The sequence below is a fragment of the Limnohabitans sp. 2KL-1 genome (assembly GCF_003063435.1).
In the GTDB taxonomy this organism is placed as follows: Bacteria; Pseudomonadota; Gammaproteobacteria; order Burkholderiales; family Burkholderiaceae_C; genus Limnohabitans_A.
Window position 1 is genome coordinate 1 of record NZ_NESL01000004.1, and the last position, 15716, is coordinate 15716.

At 59.4% G+C, this 15716-nt stretch carries 13 protein-coding genes; all 13 read left to right on the forward strand.

Annotated features, from left to right (window positions below; all coding sequences use genetic code 11):
• Positions 1–53: 53 nt before the first annotated feature.
• The 13 genes from B9Z47_RS10525 (at position 54) to B9Z47_RS10585 (ending at position 15701) form a co-directional block, all read left to right on the forward strand.
• Positions 54–884: an ABC transporter substrate-binding protein gene (locus B9Z47_RS10525; RefSeq protein WP_233253763.1), complete on the forward strand. Its 831-nt coding sequence runs from the start codon at positions 54–56 to the stop codon at positions 882–884.
• A 3-nt stretch (positions 885–887) separates the two neighbouring features.
• Entirely contained in the window at positions 888–1925 is a 1038-nt protein-coding gene (locus B9Z47_RS10530; protein WP_108331226.1) for a microcin C ABC transporter permease YejB, read from the forward strand.
• Positions 1922–2980 carry an ABC transporter permease gene (locus B9Z47_RS10535; protein ID WP_108331227.1) on the forward strand — a complete coding sequence of 353 codons (1059 nt, stop codon included), beginning with the start codon at positions 1922–1924 and terminating at the stop codon, positions 2978–2980. Before B9Z47_RS10530 ends, B9Z47_RS10535 begins: the two co-directional genes overlap by 4 nt.
• On the forward strand, positions 2977–4578 hold the full coding sequence (locus tag B9Z47_RS10540; RefSeq protein ID WP_108331228.1) for an ABC transporter ATP-binding protein: 1602 nt from the start codon (positions 2977–2979) through the stop codon (positions 4576–4578). The genes B9Z47_RS10535 and B9Z47_RS10540 overlap by 4 nt, the downstream gene beginning before the upstream one ends.
• Positions 4579–4733: 155 nt before the next feature.
• The gene (gene rimP / locus B9Z47_RS10545) at positions 4734–5297 is read left to right on the forward strand and encodes a ribosome maturation factor RimP (protein ID WP_108331229.1); all 564 of its coding nucleotides are present in this window, start codon (positions 4734–4736) and stop codon (positions 5295–5297) included.
• 71 nt (positions 5298–5368) lie between these two features.
• Positions 5369–6853: a transcription termination factor NusA gene (gene nusA, locus B9Z47_RS10550; protein ID WP_108331230.1), complete on the forward strand. Its 1485-nt coding sequence runs from the start codon at positions 5369–5371 to the stop codon at positions 6851–6853.
• Between the two features lie 26 nt (positions 6854–6879).
• Positions 6880–9858 carry a translation initiation factor IF-2 gene (gene infB / locus B9Z47_RS10555; RefSeq protein ID WP_108331231.1) on the forward strand — a complete coding sequence of 993 codons (2979 nt, stop codon included), beginning with the start codon at positions 6880–6882 and terminating at the stop codon, positions 9856–9858.
• Complete coding sequence (gene rbfA, locus B9Z47_RS10560; protein WP_108331232.1) at positions 9859–10233, forward strand: 30S ribosome-binding factor RbfA; 375 nt, start codon at positions 9859–9861, stop codon at positions 10231–10233.
• A 2-nt stretch (positions 10234–10235) separates the two neighbouring features.
• Positions 10236–11216, forward strand: a complete 981-nt coding sequence (gene truB, locus B9Z47_RS10565; RefSeq protein ID WP_108331233.1) for a tRNA pseudouridine(55) synthase TruB — start codon at positions 10236–10238, stop codon at positions 11214–11216.
• Positions 11217–11229: 13 nt separating this feature from the next.
• Positions 11230–13047 (forward strand): translational GTPase TypA, encoded by a 1818-nt coding sequence (typA, locus tag B9Z47_RS10570; RefSeq protein WP_108331234.1) that lies wholly within the window; start codon positions 11230–11232, stop codon positions 13045–13047.
• 13 nt (positions 13048–13060) lie between these two features.
• Positions 13061–13945: a DMT family transporter gene (locus B9Z47_RS10575; protein ID WP_108331235.1), complete on the forward strand. Its 885-nt coding sequence runs from the start codon at positions 13061–13063 to the stop codon at positions 13943–13945.
• The gene (locus tag B9Z47_RS10580; RefSeq protein ID WP_108331236.1) at positions 13938–15020 is read left to right on the forward strand and encodes an enoyl-CoA hydratase/isomerase family protein; all 1083 of its coding nucleotides are present in this window, start codon (positions 13938–13940) and stop codon (positions 15018–15020) included. Before B9Z47_RS10575 ends, B9Z47_RS10580 begins: the two co-directional genes overlap by 8 nt.
• 186 nt (positions 15021–15206) lie before the next feature.
• Positions 15207–15701 carry a hypothetical protein gene (locus B9Z47_RS10585; protein ID WP_108331237.1) on the forward strand — a complete coding sequence of 165 codons (495 nt, stop codon included), beginning with the start codon at positions 15207–15209 and terminating at the stop codon, positions 15699–15701.
• Positions 15702–15716 lie beyond the last annotated feature (15 nt).

Here is a 15716-nt window from a genome sequence, read left to right on the forward strand (position 1 = left end):
TACAAATGTTGGTCAAACACGAATTCATAACCAGGCCAATCTGATCAGAACACGTGGCGGTCAACGGCGCTGGCCTTCGCCGAGGCCAGGCACAGGCTTGTCTGCAGTTGTTGTTCTTTCACGTTAAAGGCCGACCCGGTCCAGACGAGTTGGCCTTGCTCGAACCCTTGCGGGGTCAGCTGCCTGCTGCTGTGTTCGAGCAGGATGTGCCCCAACCGCCCCAAACCGCGCTCGACCCCGCCTCGGGCCATACGCTGCGCGACCACTTGCGCCAGGCGCGTGATCTGCTGCAGGCCGCCGGATGGACCTACCGCGATGGCGCTTTGCGCAATGCCAAGGGGCAAGCCCTCAGCATCGAGTTTCTTGACAGTTCGGGCTCGATGGGCCGCGTCGTCACGCCTTTTGCCAAGAACCTGGAAAAACTGGGCATCCAGGTCCGGTACAAGGTGATCGACTTTGCCTTGCTGCAAAAACGCATGGACGTGTTCGACTTTGACATCATCAGCAACCGCACTGTGGGCAGCGAAGCGCCCGGCACCGAGTTGCTGGAGCGCTACGGTAGCCGATCGGCCGACGTGGAGGGCTCGGGCAATGTGCTGGGTCTGAAAGACCCGGCGGTGGATGCTTTGCTGGACAAGGTGGTGAGTGCCACCACCCGGCCGCAGCTGGTGACCAGCTTGCGTGCGCTGGACCGGGTGCTGCGCCACGGCCATTACGTGGTGCCGCATTGGTACGGCGCGGTGCACCGGGTGTCCTGGCGGGCGTCGGCCTTTGAGCGTCCTGCCCAGTTGCCTCGCTACTACCAGCCTGAAGCGCTGGTGACCACCGTGTGGTGGTCACCCCAAGCCGCTGCTGCGTCCAACGCACCGGGAAAGGGCCGCTGAGCCATGCTGGCCTACATTTTCAAACGCTTGCTCTTGATGGTCCCGACCTTGTTCGGGGTGTTGTTGATGACCTTTGTGGTGATTCAGTTTGTGCCCGGTGGTCCGGTCGAGCAAATGGTGGCCCAGCTGCAAGGCCGGGACACGGGCGGGGAGGGCGCTGCGGCATCAGGCAGCGGTTACCGGGGCAGACAGGGTGTGGATGCCGCCCGCATTGCCGAAATCAAAACGCTCTACGGTTTTGACAAGCCGCCCGCCGAGCGTTTTTGGATGATGCTCCAGCAGTTTGCGCGGTTTGACTTGGGCAAGAGTTTTTTCTACCCCAAAGACGTCTGGAGCCTGATCAAGGAGAAGCTGCCTGTGTCCATCAGCCTGGGCTTGTGGACCTTTTTCCTGAGCTACTTGGTCTCGGTGCCGCTGGGCATCGCCAAGGCGGTGCGTGCCGGCACGCGTTTTGACACGCTCACCAGTTTGCTGGTGCTGGTGGGCTATGCCATCCCGGGTTTTGTGCTGGGTGTGGCCTTGCTGGTGATCTTTGGCGGACAGTTGCAGTGGTTCCCGCTGCGCGGCCTGACCTCGTCCAACTGGGAGCAGCTGAGCTGGGGGGCCAAAGTGGCGGACTATTTGTGGCACATCGCTTTGCCGGTCACGGCCAGTGTGATGGGCTCGTTTGCCGTCATCACCATGCTGACCAAGAACGCGTTTCTGGAAGAAATCCGCAAGCAGTATGTGCTGACAGCCCGTGCCAAAGGCCTGAGCGAAAACCGGGTGCTGTATCGCCATGTCATGCGCAACGCGCTGATCCCGTTGGTCACGGGTTTTCCGGCGGCCTTCATCGGGGCGTTTTTTACGGGCTCGCTGCTGATCGAAACCCTGTTCTCGCTCGATGGCCTGGGCTTGCTCAGTTATGAAGCCGTGATCCGGCGCGATTACCCGGTGGTGCTGGGCACCTTGTATTTGTTCACCCTGATCGGGCTGGTGACCAAGCTGATCAGTGACCTGTGCTACCTCTGGGTGGATCCTCGCGTGAAGTTTGACGAATGACAGCTGCCACCACCACCACCGCTTTACCGCACCAAACGTCTCCTTCGGCCCGGGCCTGGCAGCGTTTCCGGCGCAACCGCTTGGGTTTCGGCAGCCTGATCATTTTCGCGACCCTGTTCATCCTGAGCCTGGGGGCCGAGTTGCTGTCCAACGACAAGCCGCTGGTCGTGCGCTTTGAGGGGCAGTGGTACTTCCCGGTGGTGCAAACCTTGCCCGAAAAAGTTTTTGGCGGTGATTTCGAGACGCCCGCCGACTACCTGGACCCCTTCATTCAGCAGCAGCTGCACAAAGGCAGCAACTGGGCGCTGCAGGCCCCCAACCCTTACCACCACAGCACGCTCGACTACTTCGCCCCCTTGCCCAACCCGGCGCCGCCCACCGCCCGCAATTGGTTGGGCACCGACGACCGGGGCCGCGATGTGCTGGCGCGTTTGCTGTATGGCTTTCGGGTGTCGGTGCTGTTTGCGCTGGCCCTGACCTTATTCGGCGTGTTCCTGGGCGTGCTGACTGGGGCCGTGCAAGGGTTTTTTGTGGGCAAGACCGACCTGGTGTTTCAGCGCTTCATCGAAATCTGGAGCGCCATGCCCGAGCTGTATTTGCTGATCATTTTCTCGGCCGTGTTCGAGCCGAGCGTGGGCTTGTTGCTTTTGCTGCTGGGCCTGTTTGGCTGGATGGGTCTGTCCGACTATGTGCGGGCCGAGTTTTTGCGCAACCGCCAGCTGGACTACGTCAAGTCGGCGCGGGCCTTGGGTCTGGGGCATTGGCAAATCATGTGGCGGCATGTGCTGCCCAACAGCATGACCCCGGTGGTGACCTTTTTGCCGTTCCGCATGAGTGGGGCCATTTTGGCACTGACCTCGCTGGACTTTCTGGGTCTGGGTGTGCCGCCGGGCACCCCCTCTTTGGGCGAGTTGTTGGCCCAGGGCAAAAACAACATCGACGCTTGGTGGATATCGATGTCCACCTTTGTGGTGCTGGTGGTGACCTTGTTGCTGCTGACCTTCATGGGCGACGCCTTGCGTGACGCGCTGGACCCGCGAAAGGCCCAAGCATGAACGCGCCGCAAGCTTTGCTGGAACTCAAAGACCTGCGCATTGCCTTTGGCGGCCAGGCCGTGGTGCACGGCGTGAATCTGAGCGTCCAGGCGGGTGAGCGCGTGGCCTTGGTGGGCGAGTCGGGTTCGGGCAAATCGGTCACCGCGCTGTCGGTGTTGCGCTTGCTGGAATCGGCCGAGCTGTCGGGCCAGGTGCTGTGGCAAGGTCAGGACTTGCTGGGGCAAACGCCAGCCGAGATGCAACGCATCCGTGGCGACGAGATCGCCATGATCTTTCAGGAGCCGATGACAGCGCTCAACCCCTTGATGACGGTGGGCGCGCAGATCTCGGAAGTGCTGCAACTCAAAAAGCTGTTGTCCCGTCATGAGGCCGACGCTCGTGCCGTGCATTTGCTGGCTGAAACCGGCATCGATGACCCCGAGCGCCGTTTTGGGGCCTACCCGCACCAGTTGTCGGGCGGCCAACGCCAACGCGCCATGATGGCCATGGCGCTGGCGTCAGAGCCCAAGCTGCTGCTGGCCGACGAGCCGACCACGGCGCTGGACGCCAGCTTGCGCCTGCAGATGTTGCAGCTGCTGGCCGATCTGCAGCAAAAAACCGGCATGGCCGTGCTGCTGATCACCCACGATTTGGCCTTGGTGCGTCACTTTGCCGACCGGGTGGCGGTGATGGAAAAAGGCCATCTGGTGGAGCAGGGCGCTTTGGCCGATGTGTTCTCACGCCCCCAGCATCCCTATACCCAAAAGCTGCTGGACAGTCGGCCCACCCGGGATGGCTTGGCGACAATTTACCCAGCCGGGGCACCCTTGGTGCAGGCCAAGGGCCTGCAAGTGCGTTACCCGATGAACGTGCCCGGTTTTCGCGGCTGGTTCCGGCAACACCATTTCACGGCCTTGCACGGGGCTGACTTCAGCATTTCAGCGGGCATGACACTGGGCATCATGGGCGAGTCGGGCTCTGGCAAATCCAGTCTGGCGCAGGCCGTTTTGGGCCTGATCCCCTTTGGCGGCGAACTGTCCTTCGGTGGACAGACCTGGCAAGGTGTTCCCGGTCGCGACAAAGCCTTGCGCCAGAAGGTGCAGGTCGTTTTTCAGGACCCCTACGGCAGCTTGTCGCCTCGCATGACGGTGGGCGAAATCGTCTCGGAAGGTTTGCGATTGCACCAGCCGCACTTGGCCGAGCCCGATATAGAAGCGCGGGTGGTGGCCACCTTGGCTGAGGTGGGCTTGACCACGGCCGATTTTCCGGACCTGCTCAACCGCTACCCCCATGCTTTTTCAGGGGGACAGCGGCAACGCATTGCGCTGGCCCGTGCTTTGGTGGTGGATCCGGCGTTGCTCGTGCTGGACGAGCCGACCAGTGCGCTCGATGTCACGGTGCAAAAGCAGATACTGAAATTGCTGCAGGCGTTGCAAAAAAGCAGAAACATGGCTTATTTATTGATTACCCATGATATCGACGTTTTGCGGGCGATGGCCCATCGGGTGATGGTTTTGCAAAACGGACGGATGCTGGAGGAGGGGCCAGCTGAGCAGGTGTTGTACCGGCCCGAGCACGACTACACCCGAAGTTTGCTGGCGGCCTTTCCCGATGCGTGAGCCCACCGAGGGGGAACACGCCCTACGTTTTCCTTCAAAATCACGCACTTAGCACGTTTTTCGGCTAGAATACTGGCTTCACGACCAAACGGGCGGGTTTTCACCGCCCGTTTTTTTTGGGTCTTTCTTTTTTAACGTTGATATTCCGAAGCTCTGTGGCATTGCAGCAAATTGTTCAAGAAACCGTGACTGGACTGGGTTATGACCTGGTTGAGATTGACCGCACTGCGGGCGGCTTGTTGCGCATCACCATCGACTGGCCGTGGCAGCCCGGTACTGAGTTGTTCATCAACGTGGAAGATTGCGAAAAAGTCAACCGTCAACTTCAGTTTGCGCTGGAAGTCGAAGGCGTTGCCTACAACAGGCTTGAAGTGTCTTCACCCGGCATTGACCGTCCCTTGCGTCATGAAAAAGATTTTGAGCGCTTTGTGGGTGAATTGATTGACATCACCCTCAAGGCCCCGATGGGCGAGAACGCCGCAGGCATGGTCAACCCGACCCGCAAAAAATTTCGCGGCACGCTGGAGCGTGACGCCACGGATCAAGGCTGGCAAATCGTCTGGAGCGATGCCCCTGCCGTGAAACCCGGGCAGAAAATCAGTAAAAAGCGAGCCCCTGCGCCCTTGCATGCGCTGGGTTTCACATTGGACGAGTTGCGCGAGGCCCGTTTGGCGCCCGTGGTGGATTTCAAAGGGCGCAAGCCTAAGGTTGAAGCCTGACCTGAGTGTCCGGTTTTGAGCATTTATATCGGGTCTGTGCTGTAGACCCAGTGGAACAGGAGAGTCGAGTCATGAATCGCGAAATGTTGATGTTGGTCGAAGCCATCTCACGTGAAAAGAACGTTGAGCGCGACGTGGTGTTTGGGGCTGTGGAAGCCGCTTTGGCGCAAGCCACCAAAAAACTGTACGCCGGTGAAGTGGATATTCGCGTGGCTTTGGACCGCGACAGTGGCAATTACGAAACTTTCCGCCGCTGGCATGTGGTGCCCGATGAGGCCGGTCTGCAGTTGCCTGAGCAGGAAATTTTGCTGTTTGAAGCCAAAGAGCAAATCCCTGACATCGAAGTCGATGAGTACATCGAAGAACCCATTGAATCCTTGCCCATTGGCCGCATTGGTGCCATGGCAGCCAAGCAGGTCATCTTGCAAAAGATCCGCGATGCAGAGCGCGAAATGCTGCTCAACGACTTCATGTCGCGTGGCGAAAAAATCTTTGTTGGCACTGTCAAGCGCATGGACAAGGGCGACATCATCTGCGAGTCTGGCCGCATAGAAGGCCGTCTGCGTCGCAGCGAAATGATTCCCAAGGAAAACCTGCGCAGCGGTGACCGCGTGCGCGCCATGATCATGGAAGTCGACTTGACTTTGCGTGGCGCTCCGATCTTGCTGTCGCGTTCTGCACCAGAATTCATGATCGAACTCTTCCGTCAGGAAGTGCCTGAAATCGAACAAGGCCTGCTGGAGATCAAGACCTGCGCCCGTGACCCTGGCTCGCGTGCCAAGATCGCCGTTCTCTCGCATGACAAGCGCGTGGACCCCATCGGCACCTGCGTCGGTGTGCGCGGCACCCGTGTCAACGCCGTGACCAACGAATTGGCCGGTGAGCGCGTGGACATCGTCTTGTGGAGCGAAGACCCTGCTCAGTTCGTGATCGGTGCCTTGGCACCGGCCAATGTGCAGTCGATCGTGGTGGACGAAGAAAAGCACGCCATGGACGTGGTGGTGGACGAAGAAAACCTCGCGATTGCAATTGGCCGTGGTGGTCAAAACGTGCGTCTCGCTTCTGACCTCACGGGCTGGAAGATCAACATCATGGACGCTGCCGAGTCTGCCCAAAAGCAGGCCGAGGAAACCACCGGCATTCGCCAGTTGTTCATGGAAAAGCTGGATGTGGACCAGGAAATTGCCGACATCCTGATCGGCGAAGGGTTCGCCAGCCTAGAAGAAGTGGCTTATGTGCCGATTCAGGAAATGCTGGAGATCGAAAGCTTCGACGAAGACACCATCAACGAGTTGCGCACTCGCGCCAAAGACGCGTTGCTGACTCTTGAAATTGCACGCGAAGAGAGCGTTGAAGACGTTTCTCAGGATTTGCGTGACTTGCCAGGCTTGACGCCTGAGCTGATTTCCAAGCTGGTTGAAGCGGGTATCCATACCCGTGACGATTTGGCTGACCTGGCCACCGACGAACTGTCTGACATCACTGCTCAGACAGCTGAAGAGGCGACCGCCCTGATCATGAAAGCCCGCGAACATTGGTTCGCTGGCCAGGCCTGAAGTCTGATGGAGGCTTGAACAAAATTATGTCCAGTACCACTGTTGCCGAGTTCGCCAATGAACTCAAAAAATCTGCCGATGTCTTGCTCGATCAATTGCAATCGGCAGGCGTAGCCAAAACCTCGCACAGCGATACGCTGAACGATGCTGACAAGCAAAAGTTGCTCAGCTATCTGCAAGCCAGTCACGGCACGGTGACCGCAGACCGCAAGAAAATCACGTTGGTCAAAAAATCAACCAGCGAGATCAAACAAGCCGATGCGTCAGGCAAGGCCCGCACGATTCAGGTGGAGGTGCGCAAAAAGCGCACCTTGATCAAGCGCGATGACGAGCCGGTTTCGCAGCCAGAAGAGGCTCCCGAGCCCGCGATTGACCATGCAGAGTTGTCGCGTCGAGAGGAAGAAGCCCGTCGTCAGGCAGAGCTGATTCGTCGACAAGAAGAAGAGTTGGCCGAAAAGCGTCGTTTACGCGAAGCTCAGGAAGAAGCCCAACGCGCAGAGTTGGCTGTTCAGGAAGCCAAGGCACAAGCCGAGGCCGCCGCACAAGCCGAGGCCAGGGCTTTGAGTGCCGCTGCCCAGGTGCCAGCGGCCAAACCTCAGCTCAGTCGTGAAGAACGCGAGCAACGTGCTCGGGCCGAGGCCGCCAGCATCAATGCCGCTGCGCAGGTCAAGCCTGCAGCGCCGGCACCTGTCGAGAACCAGCAGGCTCTGAAAGCAGCGCAAGCCGCTGAAATGGCGCAAGCCAAGGCAAAAGCAGAGCAGGAAGCCCGAGAAGCGGCCGCACAAAAAGCGGCTGCCGACTCCAAGGCCAAGGCCGATGAAGAAACTGCGCGCGCCCAGGATCTGGATGCGCGTCGACGCAAGGCGCTGGCCGAGGCTGAAGCCATTCGCGCCATGATGAACGCCCCCAAGAAGGTGTTGGTTGCCAAGAAGGAAGAGCCCAAGGTTGAGCCGAAAGCGGCGGTCAAGGGCACCTTGCACAAACCTGCTGGTACGCCAGCACCCGGAGCACGTGCTGCAGCTGCACAAGCCGCTGCACCTGCTGCGCCAGGTGGCAACAAGGAAGTCAAATCTGCCAAGCTCTCGTCGAGCTGGGCCGGTGATCCCGCCAAGAAGAAGGCCATCCCAACCCGTGGCGACAGCAGTGGTGGTGTCGGCCGCAACAACTGGCGCGCAGGCCCACGCGGCCGCCGTGGCAATGAACGCGATCGTGACGACGGCCATGCGCAACAGGCCCCGGCCGAAGTGCGTGTGCTCGAAGTGCACGTGCCTGAGACGATCACCGTGTCCGAGTTGGCCCACAAGATGGCCATCAAGGCCTCTGAGGTCATCAAGCACCTGATGAAGCTGGGCCAGATGGCCACCATGAACCAGCCGCTGGACCAGGACACCGCCATGATCGTGGTGGAGGAAATGGGTCACAAGGCCGTGATCGCCGCATTGGACGATCCAGAAGCCTTTACCGACGACGAGGTGTCGGACCAGCATGCCGAATCCTTGCCGCGTGCCCCTGTGGTCACCGTCATGGGTCACGTTGACCACGGTAAGACCTCGTTGCTGGACTACATTCGTCGTGCCAAAGTGGCCTCGGGCGAAGCCGGTGGCATCACGCAGCACATTGGTGCGTACCACGTTGAAACGCCTCGCGGCATGATCTCTTTCCTGGACACCCCCGGTCACGAGGCCTTCACGGCCATGCGTGCCCGTGGTGCACAAGCCACCGACATTGTCATCCTGGTGGTGGCCGGTGACGATGGCGTGATGCCCCAGACCAAGGAAGCCATCAAGCACGCGAAAGCTGCAGGTGTGCCGATCGTGGTCGCCATCAACAAGATGGACAAGCCTGACTCGAACATCGAACGCGTGCGTGCCGAGCTGATTTCTGAAGAAGTCGTGCCCGAAGAATTCGGTGGCGATGCGCCTTTCGTTTCCGTGTCGGCCAAAACCGGCATGGGCATTGACGATTTGCTGGAGCAAGTGCTCTTGCAAGCCGAAGTGCTGGAACTCAAGGCACCGGTGCAAGCTGCCGCCAAGGGTCTGGTGATCGAAGCCCGTCTGGACAAGGGCCGTGGTCCTGTCGCCACCATCCTGGTGCAGTCCGGCACTTTGAACACCGGTGATGTGGTGTTGGCAGGCCAGACCTTTGGCCGCGTGCGCGCCATGCTGGACGAAAACGGTGCAGCCATCAAGTCAGCAGGCCCATCGATCCCGGTCGAAATTCAGGGTTTGACGGAAGTGCCGCAAGCCGGTGACGAGTTCATGGTCATGACCGATGAGCGCCGTGCCCGCGAAATCGCCACCTACCGCGCGGGCAAGTTCCGCAACACCAAGTTGGCCAAGCAACAAGCGGCCAAGCTCGAAAACATGTTCACCGACATGTCTGCGGGCGAAGTCAAGATGCTGCCGATCATCATCAAAGCCGATGTGCAGGGTTCGCAAGAAGCCCTGGGCTCGTCCTTGCTCAAGCTGTCAACCGACGAAGTCAAAGTGCAGCTGGTCTACTCCGGTGTGGGTGGTATCAGCGAGTCGGACATCAACCTGGCGATAGCTTCCAAGGCCATCGTGATCGGTTTCAACGTGCGCGCCGACGCCGGTGCCCGCAAGTTGGCCGAAGGCAACGGCGTTGACGTTCATTACTACAACATCATTTATGACGCTGTGGATGAACTCAAAGCCGCCATGTCCGGCATGCTGGCCCCCGAGCAGCGCGAAGAAGTCATCGGTACGGCCGAAATCCGCACCGTGTTCGTGGCGTCCAAAATCGGTACGGTCGCGGGCTGTATGGTCACCTCCGGCATGGTCCACCGCAATGCCAAGTTCCGCTTGCTGCGCGACAACGTGGTTATCTACACCGGTGAGCTCGACTCGCTCAAGCGACTCAAGGACGATGTGCGCGAAGTCAAAGAAGGCTTTGAGTGCGGTATCAAGCTCAAGAACTACAACGACATCAAAGAAGCCGATCAGCTCGAATTCTTCGACGTCAAGGAAATTGCGAGAACGCTGTAAATGGCGCGTAAGAAGCAATCGTCCGTACCGAACCGCGGTTTCCGCGTGGCCGACCAGATCCAGCGCGATCTGGCCGAGTTGATCGCGCGCGAGTTGAAAGACCCGCGCGTGGGCATGATCACGCTCAATGCGATCGAGGTCACGCCCGATTACGCCCATGCCAAGGTCTATTTCAGTGTTTTGACGGGCAACCCCGAAGAAGCCACCGAAGGCCTGAATGCGGCAGCGGGCTTCCTGCGCAATGGGTTGTTCAAGCGTTTGCACATCCACACCGTGCCGACTTTGCATTTTTTGTTTGACCGCACCACAGAGCGTGCATCGGACATGAACGCATTGATCGCCAAGGCGGTGTCGTCTCGCGCCCAAGAGGACTGAGCATGAACGCGCCACGCACCAGGGTGCAGCGGCGCCCTGTGCACGGGGTGCTGTTGCTCGACAAACCGCTGGGTCTTTCCAGCAACCAGGCTTTGCAAAAAGCCAAGTGGTTGCTGCGGGCCGAGAAAGCAGGGCACACCGGGACGCTTGACCCGTTGGCCACGGGCGTTTTACCTTTGTGTTTTGGTGCGGCCACCAAGTTCAGTCAGCAGCATCTGGATGCCGACAAGACTTACGAGACCACGGTCAGACTGGGGCTGAAAACCAGCACAGCCGATGCCGAAGGCGAAGTGATTGAAACGCGTGAAGTGTCATGCACGCCGGGTAGGGTTGTGGAAGTGCTGGACCGGTTCATGGGGCCGATCAGCCAAGTGCCACCGATGCACAGCGCCTTGAAAAAGGACGGCAAGGCCTTGTACGAATATGCCCGCGAGGGCGAAACCGTTGAGCGCGAAGCGCGCAACGTGGTGATCCATGACCTGGATCTGCTGGACATGCAACTGCAAGGCGATGCGCCTTTTTTGCGTTTGCGTGTGCGTTGCAGCAAAGGGACTTACATCCGGACGCTGGGCGAAGACATCGCCGAGGCCCTGGGTTGTGGTGGTCATCTGAGCGCCTTGCGCCGCGTGGTGACGGGGCCTTTTGAGGCGTCACAGTGCGTGACGCTGCAGCAGCTGGAAGCGATGGACGAAGCCAGCCGCCTTGGTGCCTTGCTGCCTGTCGATGTTTTGTTGCCGGGCTACACCGAAGTGAGCCTGGACAGCGACAACGCGGGACGTTTTTTGAGTGGGGTGCGCCGACGCGGCCCTTGGGTTGATTGTGATCAAGTCGTGGTGTATGGAGAACATCCTCGTGCCTTGCTGGGAACAGCGCATGTGCATGGCGGCGAACTGATTCCGGGTCGATTGTTGAGCCCGATCGAAATTCAACAGATTTTGGAAAAATCACCTGCCACCGAGCCGTTGCTGGCCGAGCAGGTTTAAAGGAAGAGAAAGCATGACCAAGCAAATCCGCAACATCGCCATCATCGCCCACGTTGACCATGGCAAAACCACCATGGTTGACCAGCTGCTGCGCCAATCGGGCACATTCGCTGACCACGAAAAAATCGTGGACACCGTGATGGACAACAACGCCATCGAACGTGAGCGCGGCATCACCATCCTGGCCAAAAACTGCGCCGTGAGCTGGGAAGGCACCCACATCAACATCGTGGACACCCCCGGTCACGCGGACTTCGGTGGCGAAGTGGAGCGCGCTTTGTCCATGGTCGATGGCGTGGTGCTGTTGATCGATGCGCAAGAAGGCCCCATGCCTCAGACCCGTTTCGTGACCAAGAAGGCTTTGGCCTTGGGCCTCAAGCCCATCGTGGTGGTGAACAAGGTCGACAAGCCCGGTGCCAACCCCGACAAAGTGGTCAACGCCGCTTTTGACCTGTTTGACAAGCTCGGTGCCAACGACGAGCAGCTCGACTTCCCCGTGGTGTATGCCTCCGGTATCAACGGCTGGACTTCGCTCGAAGAAGGCGCACCTGGCGAGCAGTGGGGCCCCGACATGTCGGCCCTGTTCAACACCGTGCTCAAGCACGTGCCTGCACAAAAAGGCGATCCAGCCGCACCACTGCAGTTGCAAATTTCCGCACTCGATTTCTCGACTTTCGTCGGTCGCATCGGCGTGGGCCGCATCAGCCAAGGCACCATCAAGCCCCAAATGGACGTGGTGGTCATGGAAGGCCCGGACGGCAAAGCCATCAAAGGCCGCGTCAACCAAGTGCTCAAGTTCCAAGGTCTGGACCGTGTGCAGGTGACCGAAGCCGGTCCTGGCGACATCGTGTTGATCAACGGCATTGCCGAATTGAACATCGGTGTGACCGTGACCGATCCGGCCAACCCCGCACCGCTGCCGATGCTGAAGGTGGACGAGCCCACTCTGACCATGAACTTCTGCGTGAACACCAGCCCCTTGGCTGGCCGCGAAGGCAAGTTCGTCACCAGCCGTCAAATCTGGGACCGCCTGCAAAAAGAACTGCAACACAACGTGGCGCTGCGCGTCAAAGAAACCGACGAAGAAGGTATCTTTGAAGTCATGGGCCGTGGTGAATTGCACCTGACCATCTTGTTGGAAAACATGCGCCGCGAAGGCTACGAAATGGCCGTGTCCAAGCCACGCGTGGTGTTCCGTGATGTCAACGGCGAGCGCCATGAGCCCATCGAGTTGGTGACTGCCGACATCGAAGAAACACACCAGGGCGGCGTGATGCAAGCTTTGGGCGAGCGCAAGGGCGAACTGGTCAACATGGAACCCGATGGCCGTGGTCGTGTCCGTCTGGAATACCGCATTCCTGCCCGTGGCCTGATCGGTTTCACCAACGAATTCTTGAACTTGACCCGTGGTTCCGGCCTGATCTCCAACATCTTCGACAGCTACGAAGCCCACAAGGGTGACATTGGCGGCCGCAAGAACGGTGTGCTGATCTCGATGGACGATGGTGAAATTTTCACCTACGCTCTGGGCAAGCTGGACGACCGTGGTCGCATGTTCGTCAAGGCGAACGATCCGGTGTATGAGGGCATGATTGTGGGTATCCACAGCCGTGACAACGATCTGGTGGTCAACGCCACGCGTACCAAGCAGCTGACCAACTTCCGTGTCTCCGGCAAGGAAGACGCGATCAAGATCACGCCCCCGATTGACCTGACTCTGGAATACGGCGTCGAGTTCATCGAGGACGACGAATTGGTCGAAATCACGCCCAAGAGCGTGCGTCTGCGCAAGCGTTTCCTGAAGGAAAGCGACCGCAAGCGCAACAAGTGATCGGCTGACGATCATGCGTTTGACGCACGGTATGGCCGTCTGGACCATGGTGGGCGTCACCGCCCTGTGGTCCATGGCCGGGGTGGTGACAAGGCACCTGGAGCAAGCCCGCAGCTTTGAAGTCACCTTCTGGCGCAGCTTCTTCACGGTGGTCTCACTGCTGGTCATCCTGCCTGTGTGGCAGGGCCGAAGTGTCTGGACACGGCTGCCTTTGCGCAGCCGTTACTTTTGGTTCTCCGGTTTGTGCTGGAGCATCATGTTCACTGCGTTCATGGTGGCGCTCACCTTGACGGCGGTGGCCAATGTGCTGATCACCATGGCGGTGGGGCCTTTGCTCACGGCCTTGATCACCCGGGTGTTTTTGGGCCATCGGTTGCCCGCACGGACCTGGCTGGCCATTGTGTTGGCAGGCATCGGCATTGGCTGGATGTATGGCTCACAGCTCAGCTTGGGCGATCCGAATTTCCTGATCGGCTCCTTGGTGGCTTTGTGTGTGCCCATCGCAGGTTCGGTGCAATGGACCTTGGTGCAAAAAAGCCAGAGCGAGGGCCAAAACCTGGACCTCGTGCCCTCGGTCTTGTTGGGTGCCATCTTGTCGACTTTGCTGACCTTGCCCTTGTCCATGCCGTTTCAGGCGTCAAGCCACGATGTGGGTTGGTTGGCCATCCTCGGTTTGTTCCAACTGGCCATCCCTTGCGCTTTGTCCGTGGTGTGCGCCCGGGTGCTCAAAGCGCCTGAAGTGGCTTTGCTGGCCTTGCTCGAAATCGTTTTTGGTATCGCACTGGCTTGGTGGGGTGCCAACGAAGCCCCTCAGTTGAGCGTACTCTTGGGAGGTGCCCTGGTTTTGGGTGCCTTGCTTCTCAATGAATGGTTAGGCTGGAGACAAAACAATGTCTGATGTCATCGCGCAAATTGAAGGCCGCATCGGCTGCATCACACTGAACCGACCCAAGGCACTCAATGCCTTGTCGTTGGATATGGTGCGTCAGATCACCGCCGCTTTGCTGACTTGGCAAAACGACCCTCAGGTGCTGGCGGTGGCGGTGCGTGGCATGGGCAAGGAGGGGCCTTTCGGGTCCTTCTGTGCGGGGGGGGACATCCGGTTTTTTCACCAGGCGGCCACAGCGGGAGATCCCCGTCTGGAAGATTTCTTCACCGAAGAGTACCGACTGAACCATTTGATTCATACCTACCCCAAGCCCTATGTGGCCTTGATAGATGGCATCGTCATGGGTGGGGGCATGGGCATCAGCCAGGGGGCCAGTGTGCGTGTTGTCACCGAGCGCAGCAAGATGGCCATGCCCGAAACCAACATCGGCTTGTTTCCCGATGTTGGTGGCGGTTATTTCCTGAGCCGCTGTCCCGGTCATCTGGGCGAATACTTGGGCCTCACGGGGCACATGCTTCAGGGCGAAGAGGCTGTTCATGCAGGCTTGGCAGATGGCTGCATCTCTTCGGGCAAATTGCCTCACCTGTGGCAGACCCTGATTGAAACACCGTTTGAAAATGGTGAAGCTGTCGAGCGCTGGGTCGCCACGCAGTTTGAGCGCCTGCAGAAAACCGGACTGGATCACCGTGCCGAGATGGACGCCACGTTCGCGCAAGCCAGTGTGGTCGAGATCCTGGAGCGGCTGGAGTTGGCCGCAGACGAGTGGGCTCGGCACACGGCGCAAACTTTGCGCACACGTTCGCCCCTCATGCTGCACGTGGTGCTGGAGCAGATACGTCGTGCGCGCACGCTCAGCCTGGCCGATGACCTGCGCATGGAGCGTGATCTGGTGCGCCATTGCTTTGCGCTGCGCCCTGTGGCCCACAGCGAAACGGTGGAGGGCATTCGGGCTTTGGCGGTGGACAAAGACCACCAGCCGAAATGGCAGCCTGCGAGAGCAGAAGACGTGAATGCCTCGGAAGTGGCCGCATTTTTTGTCAGTCCTTGGCCACCGCAGGCGCATCCTCTGCGTGAGTTGCGTTGATCGCTTCACGCGCGCACATCGCCATGACAAGGGCCGGTCTGTGCAGCTGGCTGGCTTCGGGTCTTGATGACGCGGATGAGCCCCTTGCCTTTGCGGCTGTGTGTGCGTGACGCTGCCTGAGCCGAAGACCCCGTTCAGCGTTGGCCGACCTCTGGCAGCCAAATTCTTCTTTATCACCCTTGATCCATGACCGACGACCTCCAAGACACCTTGCTCATCCAACAACCCCGCTTGTGGCAGGACGAACGCTGGACTGCCAAGGTCATCAAAAACGAAGATGACGACGGTTGGGCGGTGGCCATGTTCAAGCAGGGTGAGTCCGAGCCTGCGCTGGTCGGGCCCTGGACCATGGGCCGCGACAAAAAGAACCCCAAGCCGTTGGATGGAACGGCCTTCATCACCTTGGTCAAAACCGCCAGCGAATTTGTGCGCCGGAGTGAACAGCAATGGCACGCTACGCTGCACCAGTCGGTCACAGTGAATGGCCCTTCAGGTCGCGTGACGGTGTTGCTGGACATCGTGCCCGATGACGACAACCCCTATGCGGTACTGGGTGCGCAAGACGAGGGCGGCGATGCCTTGGCCGAGTTGAAGGTGGATGCGGGGTTCAAGCTCAATCGGCAGTCAGCCCAAGCCTGGGTGGACGCCGAATTTGAGCAGCCAGGCCGCGGGCGACGCTGAAATCGCTGCAGCGTC

Excerpts from the sequence above, each read along its gene's own strand:
- B9Z47_RS10530 (WP_108331226.1), top strand. The coding sequence starts at position 888 with ATGCTGGCCTACATTTTCAAACGCTTGCTCTTGATGGTCCCGACCTTG.
- B9Z47_RS10535 (WP_108331227.1), top strand. The coding sequence starts at position 1,922 with ATGACAGCTGCCACCACCACCACCGCTTTACCGCACCAAACGTCTCCT.
- B9Z47_RS10540 (WP_108331228.1), top strand. The coding sequence starts at position 2,977 with ATGAACGCGCCGCAAGCTTTGCTGGAACTCAAAGACCTGCGCATTGCC.
- nusA (WP_108331230.1), top strand. The coding sequence starts at position 5,369 with ATGAATCGCGAAATGTTGATGTTGGTCGAAGCCATCTCACGTGAAAAG.
- infB (WP_108331231.1), top strand. The coding sequence starts at position 6,880 with ATGTCCAGTACCACTGTTGCCGAGTTCGCCAATGAACTCAAAAAATCT.
- rbfA (WP_108331232.1), top strand. The coding sequence starts at position 9,859 with ATGGCGCGTAAGAAGCAATCGTCCGTACCGAACCGCGGTTTCCGCGTG.
- truB (WP_108331233.1), top strand. The coding sequence starts at position 10,236 with ATGAACGCGCCACGCACCAGGGTGCAGCGGCGCCCTGTGCACGGGGTG.
- typA (WP_108331234.1), top strand. The coding sequence starts at position 11,230 with ATGACCAAGCAAATCCGCAACATCGCCATCATCGCCCACGTTGACCAT.
- B9Z47_RS10575 (WP_108331235.1), top strand. The coding sequence starts at position 13,061 with ATGCGTTTGACGCACGGTATGGCCGTCTGGACCATGGTGGGCGTCACC.
- B9Z47_RS10580 (WP_108331236.1), top strand. The coding sequence starts at position 13,938 with ATGTCTGATGTCATCGCGCAAATTGAAGGCCGCATCGGCTGCATCACA.
- B9Z47_RS10585 (WP_108331237.1), top strand. The coding sequence starts at position 15,207 with ATGACCGACGACCTCCAAGACACCTTGCTCATCCAACAACCCCGCTTG.